Source organism: Thermobaculum sp. T2p (assembly GCF_059335935.1).
Window position 1 is genome coordinate 1 of the sequence record NZ_JANZYQ010000040.1, and the last position, 818, is coordinate 818.

An 818-nucleotide genomic window follows, 5' to 3' on the forward strand; every position below is an offset into this window, starting at 1 on the left:
CGTTACGAGGTAGAGTGGAAGGTAGGGCAGGGAGGAGCTGCGGAGGTATACCGAGCGGTGGACCTGAGGCTTGGGAGGGTGGTGGCGCTGAAGGTATTGAGGGCTGGGCATGCCCAGGATGAGAAGTTCAGGGCGAGGTTCATCAACGAGGCCAGGGCAGCAGCGAGGTTGTCGCATCCCAACATAGTGGATGTGTACGACTATGACGAGGTGGAGGGGACGTACTTCATAGCGATGGAGTACGTGGATGGGAAGAACCTCAAGGAGTACATCAGGGAGAGGGGGAGGCTGAGTGAGGGGGAAGCGATAAGGATAGTGGAGCAGATATTGGAGGGGTTGAGTGCGGCGCACAGGGCTGGGTTGGTGCATCGGGACATGAAGCCGCAGAACGTGATGGTGACGGAGGGTGGTGTAGTCAAGATCACGGATTTTGGGATAGCGAAGGCTGTGGGGGATGCTGGGATGACGGAGGCTGGGGTAGCGTTTGGGACGCCGCACTATTTGTCTCCTGAGCAGGCCAGGGGGGATGAGGTGACGCCGCGGAGTGATGTGTACGCGGTGGGGGTGATGATGTATGAGATGTTGAGTGGGCGGCTACCTTTTGAGGGGGAGAATCCGATGAGGGTGGCGTATGCGCATGTATTTGAGGAGCCTGAGGGTTTGAGGGAGGTAGCGCCGTGGGTGAGTGAGGGGTTAGTGAGGGTGGTTGAGAGGGCGATGGCGAAGGATCCTTTGGAGAGGTATGGGGATGCTGGGGAGATGTTGAGGGATCTGAGGAGCCTGCCCTTGCCCGATGACTCCCACCACGACCATGATGC

The 818-nt window shown here is 58.9% G+C and carries 1 protein-coding gene; it reads left to right on the top strand.

Annotated features, from left to right (window positions below; genetic code table 11):
• Nucleotides 1-818 (top strand): protein kinase domain-containing protein (locus N2245_RS14365; protein ID WP_494537392.1); only part of this gene is annotated, 818 nt, incomplete at both ends.